At 69.1% G+C, this 4469-nt stretch carries 6 protein-coding genes; 4 read left to right on the top strand and 2 right to left on the bottom strand.

What is annotated here, in order from left to right; genetic code table 11:
- A partial coding sequence (trmFO, locus tag ACFE7D_RS14040) for a methylenetetrahydrofolate--tRNA-(uracil(54)-C(5))-methyltransferase (FADH(2)-oxidizing) TrmFO (protein ID WP_375396033.1) occupies window positions 1-1182 on the bottom strand: 1182 nt, incomplete at its 3' end.
- Between the two features lie 294 nt (window positions 1183-1476).
- Here trmFO and ACFE7D_RS14035 point away from each other — a divergent pair.
- On the top strand, window positions 1477-1887 hold the full coding sequence (locus tag ACFE7D_RS14035) for a cupin domain-containing protein (protein ID WP_375396032.1): 411 nt from the start codon (window positions 1477-1479) through the stop codon (window positions 1885-1887).
- Between the two features lie 134 nt (window positions 1888-2021).
- Window positions 2022-2531, top strand: a complete 510-nt coding sequence (locus tag ACFE7D_RS14030; protein WP_375396031.1) for a DUF3833 family protein — start codon at window positions 2022-2024, stop codon at window positions 2529-2531.
- Window positions 2532-2619: 88 nt separating this feature from the next.
- On the opposite strand, the gene ACFE7D_RS14025 is transcribed toward ACFE7D_RS14030, so the two are convergent.
- On the bottom strand, window positions 2620-2886 hold the full coding sequence (locus ACFE7D_RS14025) for a hypothetical protein (protein ID WP_375396030.1): 267 nt from the start codon (window positions 2884-2886) through the stop codon (window positions 2620-2622).
- 151 nt (window positions 2887-3037) lie between these two features.
- Here ACFE7D_RS14025 and ACFE7D_RS14020 point away from each other — a divergent pair, with 151 nt between their 5' ends.
- Together ACFE7D_RS14020 and ACFE7D_RS14015 are read left to right on the top strand one after the other, a co-directional pair.
- Window positions 3038-4042: a S41 family peptidase gene (locus ACFE7D_RS14020; RefSeq protein ID WP_375396029.1), complete on the top strand. Its 1005-nt coding sequence runs from the start codon at window positions 3038-3040 to the stop codon at window positions 4040-4042.
- 72 nt (window positions 4043-4114) lie between these two features.
- On the top strand, window positions 4115-4469 hold a 355-nt coding region (locus ACFE7D_RS14015; RefSeq protein ID WP_375396028.1), incomplete at its 3' end, for a DNA gyrase subunit A.

The raw sequence follows: 4469 nt of genomic DNA, 5'->3' as shown, positions 1-4469 counted from the left end.
CGCGGTGGTGAGCGCGGCCGTCTGCACCGAGGTCAGCGCGCCGATCGCGGTGGTCGGTGGCGGTGGGTCGAGTACCTCGCCCCGCGCCTCGGCTGCCGCCATCCGCCCGGCGATCAGCCCGACCGCGGCGCTCTCAACATAGCCCTCGCAGCCGGTGATCTGCCCGGCAAAGCGCAGCCGCGGCTCGGCCCGAAGACGGAGTTGCGCATCAAGCAAAACCGGCGATTTGATGAAGGTATTGCGGTGGAGCCCGCCAAGCCGGGCGAACTCGGCCGTCTCCAGCCCGGGGATCGTGCGGAAGACGCGGACCTGCTCGGCGTGCCTGAGCTTGGTCTGGAAACCGACGATGTTCCACAGCGTGCCGAGCGCATTGTCCTGGCGGAGCTGGACCACCGCCCAGGCACGACGACCGGTTGCGGGGTTGGTCAGCCCGACCGGCTTCATCGGCCCGAAGCGCGGGGTATCGCGCCCGCGCTCGGCCATCACCTCGATCGGCATGCAGCCGTCGAAGTACGGCGTGCCTTCCCATTGCTTGTATTCGGTTTTCTCGCCGGCGAGCATCGCATCGACGAATGCCTCGTACTGCGCCTTGTCCAGCGGGCAGTTGATGTAGTCGCGGCTGTCGCCCTTGTCCCAGCGCGACTGGAACCACGCGGTGCTCATGTCGATCGAGTCGAAGTGCACGATCGGCGCGATCGCGTCGAAGAAGGCGAGCGCGTCCTCGCCGGTGCGTTCAGCGATCCACGCCGCGAGCGGCCCGGCGGTCAGCGGTCCGGTGGCGATGATGACGCTGCCCCATTCGGGCGGCGGCACCGCGACGAGCTCGCGGCGCAGTTCAATCAGCGGCTCGGCGTCGATCGCGGCCGTCACGGCGTCGGCGAAGGCGTCGCGGTCGACCGCGAGCGCCGACCCGGCGGGGACGCGCGCGGCGTCGGCCTGCGCGAGGATTAGCGACCCCAGCGCGCGCATCTCGGCATGGATCAATCCGACGGCGTTGTGCTCGGAATCGTCGGAGCGGAAGCTGTTCGAGCAGACGAGTTCGGCGAGCGCATCGGTGTGATGCGCATCGGTCTTATGCGGTCCGCGCATCTCGTGGAGCACGACCGGCACGCCGGCGCGGGCGATCTGCCACGCCGCCTCGGACCCGGCGAGGCCGCCGCCGATGACATGGATCGGGGTCACGAGTTCGCCCGCAGCGGCTTCAGTTCAGACAGATGCCGCGAATTTCGCTGATTTTGCGAACTTAAGCGCGAAACGGCTCGGCGCGACGGGTCGAACACGGCGGAACGCGGGGTCGGGGTGATACGGCGGAACAAGGGCAACTCCGGATGCAGGCTCGAGACTATATCGCATCGCCGAAGGTGTAGGACAGCGGCAATCCGCGTCGCCCCGACGGGGCCGCTTGCTTGAACAAAAACCGGCCGATGGGCGTAGTACGGAAGCACCTATACGGTGCCTGTCGACCGAGGAGTTCCGATGAAGGTCATTCGCAGCGGCAGTCAGCCGTCGGCCGCGGGGCCGCCCGCATGGTTCACCGGCACCGTCCGGATCGATACTCCGTTCGCGGCGGATCAGCCCGGCCGCGCGAGTGGAGCGATCGTGACTTTCGAACCCGGCGCACGGACGGCGTGGCACACGCACCCGCTCGGCCAGACCCTGATCGTCACCAGCGGCGTCGGCTGGACCCGGTGCGAGGGTGGCCCGAAGGTCGAAATCCGCGCCGGTGACGTCGTCGTGTGTCCCGCCCAGCACCGGCACTGGCATGGCGCCACCGCGACAACCGCGATGACCCACATCGCGATCGCCGAAATGCTCGACGGCCGCGTCGTCGACTGGATGGAACACGTCGACGATGCCGACTACCTCGACGGCGCAGTCGAACGATAGCCGTCACGCCGGTGGCGGCTGCGGTTACCGGTCGGTGCGCGCCGCGGGAGCCGCAGGTGATCGTGATCGTCATGATCATCATGAGCGACGATAATCGCGTATACCCGCGTTGCGATCTGCAGCGTTAAGCGGCGATGCGCTTCTCCCCGATCCTGTTCCTCGCCCTCATCCTCGCCCCGACGGGCCTCGCCGCGCGTCGCCTGCCGCCACCGCTGCCGGCCCCGGTGTTCGATCCCGCGCGCTTCTTTGCCGGGAGGACCCACGGTACCGGCTCGCTCAACGTCGTCGCGTCGAAACCCAAACCGGTCGGCGTCGAGGGCCGTGGCCGCGTCGGCGGGGACGGCACGCTGACGCTCGATCAGACGGTGCGCGAGGGCACCAAGTCGCCGGCCACCCGCCAATGGACCTTCCGTCCGCTCGGCGGCGGCCGTTATGCCGGGACGCTGTCCGATGCCGCCGGCCCGGTCGCGGGCGAGGTCACCGGCAACCGGCTCCACCTCCATTTCCGCATGCACGGCGGCATCGTCGCCGACCAGCTGATCGACCTCGCCCCCGACGGGCGAAGCGCACACAACCGGATGAGTTTCCGCAAGCTCGGGGTGGTGGTGGCGCGGTTGGATGAGACGATCACCCGGCTGCCGTAACACGCCGGATGCGGCACGATTGTCGCAGGGGCCGACGTTCCTTTCCGGCCTGGGCGGCGCTCTCTAATCTGGGAATATGCGTCGCCGCCTAGCTGCCGTCGTCCTGCTGTCGCTCGGCCTTGGCGCCGCGCCGCCGCCTGATCCATGGGCGGTGCTTGCAACGCGCGATGTCGCCGCGCTCCACGCCGATGTCGTCGCGATCCATCCGGGCATGCGCGATCCGCTCAATCCGACGTTCGCGGCGCAGGTCCAGACCGCCTACGCCGACGCGCGTACCGAGGCCGAGCAGGCGCGGTCGTTCCTCGATTGGCGCGCGGCGACGAGCGGCTTCATGCTGGCTTTCCGCGACGGGCATACCATTTTCCGCGCCGCGACGATCCCGGCGCGGGTGCGCTGGCCGGGGTTCCTGATCGACGGGCAGGGCGGGGGGCTATGTCGTTCGCCGCCTCGCGCCCAAGCCGGGGGCGTCGCCGCCCGACGGTGCGCGGGTCGTCGCGTGCGACGGGGTGCCGATCGCCGAGTTGCTCGAACGCCGCCTCGACCGGCGCGAGGCCGACTGGTCGAAGCCGCCCGAGCGCATCCGCCAGGCGTGGCGGCTGTTCATCGATTACCGGCTCGATGGGTCGCCACCAGTCAAGTCGTGCACCTTCGCTGGCGGGGAGGACGTTGCACTCGACTGGCAGCCGATCGCATGGCCGACGCTTGCGGCCGGGCTAGGCCCGTTCCTGCGCGAACCGGCGGTGCGTCGTCCCGACCGGCTCGACTTCAGGACCGATGGTGCGGCGTGGATCACCCTCGGCAGCTTCAGCGACGAGGCGGCACTGCAGGCGCTCGAAACTGCGCTGACCGCCGTGGCCGCGCGCCTCCGCGCCGCGCCGTACGTCGTGTTCGACCTGCGCGGCAACGGCGGCGGCAACTCGACATGGGGTGAGACGTACGGTGCGATCCTGTGGGGGAAGGATGCGGTCGCGGCGGCGGCGATCGCGTACCGTCCAAAATTCTGGCGCGGGTCGCCGCGAGTCGCGGCTGAAGCCCGGTCAGTCGGCACGCGCTTTGCGGCGATCGGACCGGCGATGGCGGGACCAGCGAATTATTTCCTCAAGATCGCCGATCTGATCGCCGCGCATCCGGGTGACACGGCGTTGCTGCGCGATCCGTCGGCCGACGACACACCGCCGCCGCCAGCCGCCGCGAAATTATACGCGGGTCCGGTGTTCGTCCTGACCGACTCCGGCTGTTTCAGTTCGTGCGTCGTCGTCATGGACGTGCTCAAGACGCTCGGCGCGCGGCAGGTTGGCGAGCCGAGCGGGCAGAACGAGGAATATGGCGAGATCGCCGGGCCGCTGACGACCCCGTCGGGCCTCGCCACCTACCGCATCCCGATGTCGATCATCCGCCAGCCGCGCGCCGACCTCGGCGGCCTGCCGCCCGACGTCGTGTGGCCGGGAGCGATGGACGACGACACGGGGCTGCCAACATGGATCGCATGGCTGGCCAAAACCGGCGGTTAAAACTGGCGTTTCGCCCGTGCAACGGCTAGATGTGACACCTCAGCGACACAGCGCGCACGACAGGTAGAAATCTTGGCCGACCCGACGATACTTCCCCCGCAAGAACCCGATATCAAGCCCGTCTCGATCGTCACCGAGATGCGGACGAGCTTCCTCGACTACGCGATGTCGGTGATCGTCGCGCGCGCGCTGCCCGACGTGCGCGACGGGCTCAAGCCGGTCCACCGCCGCATCCTGTGGGGCGCGCACGAGAGCGGCTTCACCGCTGGCAAGCCCTACCGCAAGTCGGCGCGGATCGTCGGCGACGTGATGGGTAAATACCACCCGCACGGCGACAGCTCGATCTACGACGCGCTCGCGCGGATGACGCAGGACTGGTCGATGCGGCTGCCGCTGATCGACGGGCAGGGCAATTTCGGCTCGATGG

The organism is uncultured Sphingomonas sp. (assembly GCF_964244235.1).
Classification (GTDB): Bacteria; Pseudomonadota; Alphaproteobacteria; order Sphingomonadales; family Sphingomonadaceae; genus Sphingomonas.
Note: the sequence above shows the minus strand (reverse complement) of the source record. Positions and strands in the feature narration are given on the sequence as shown.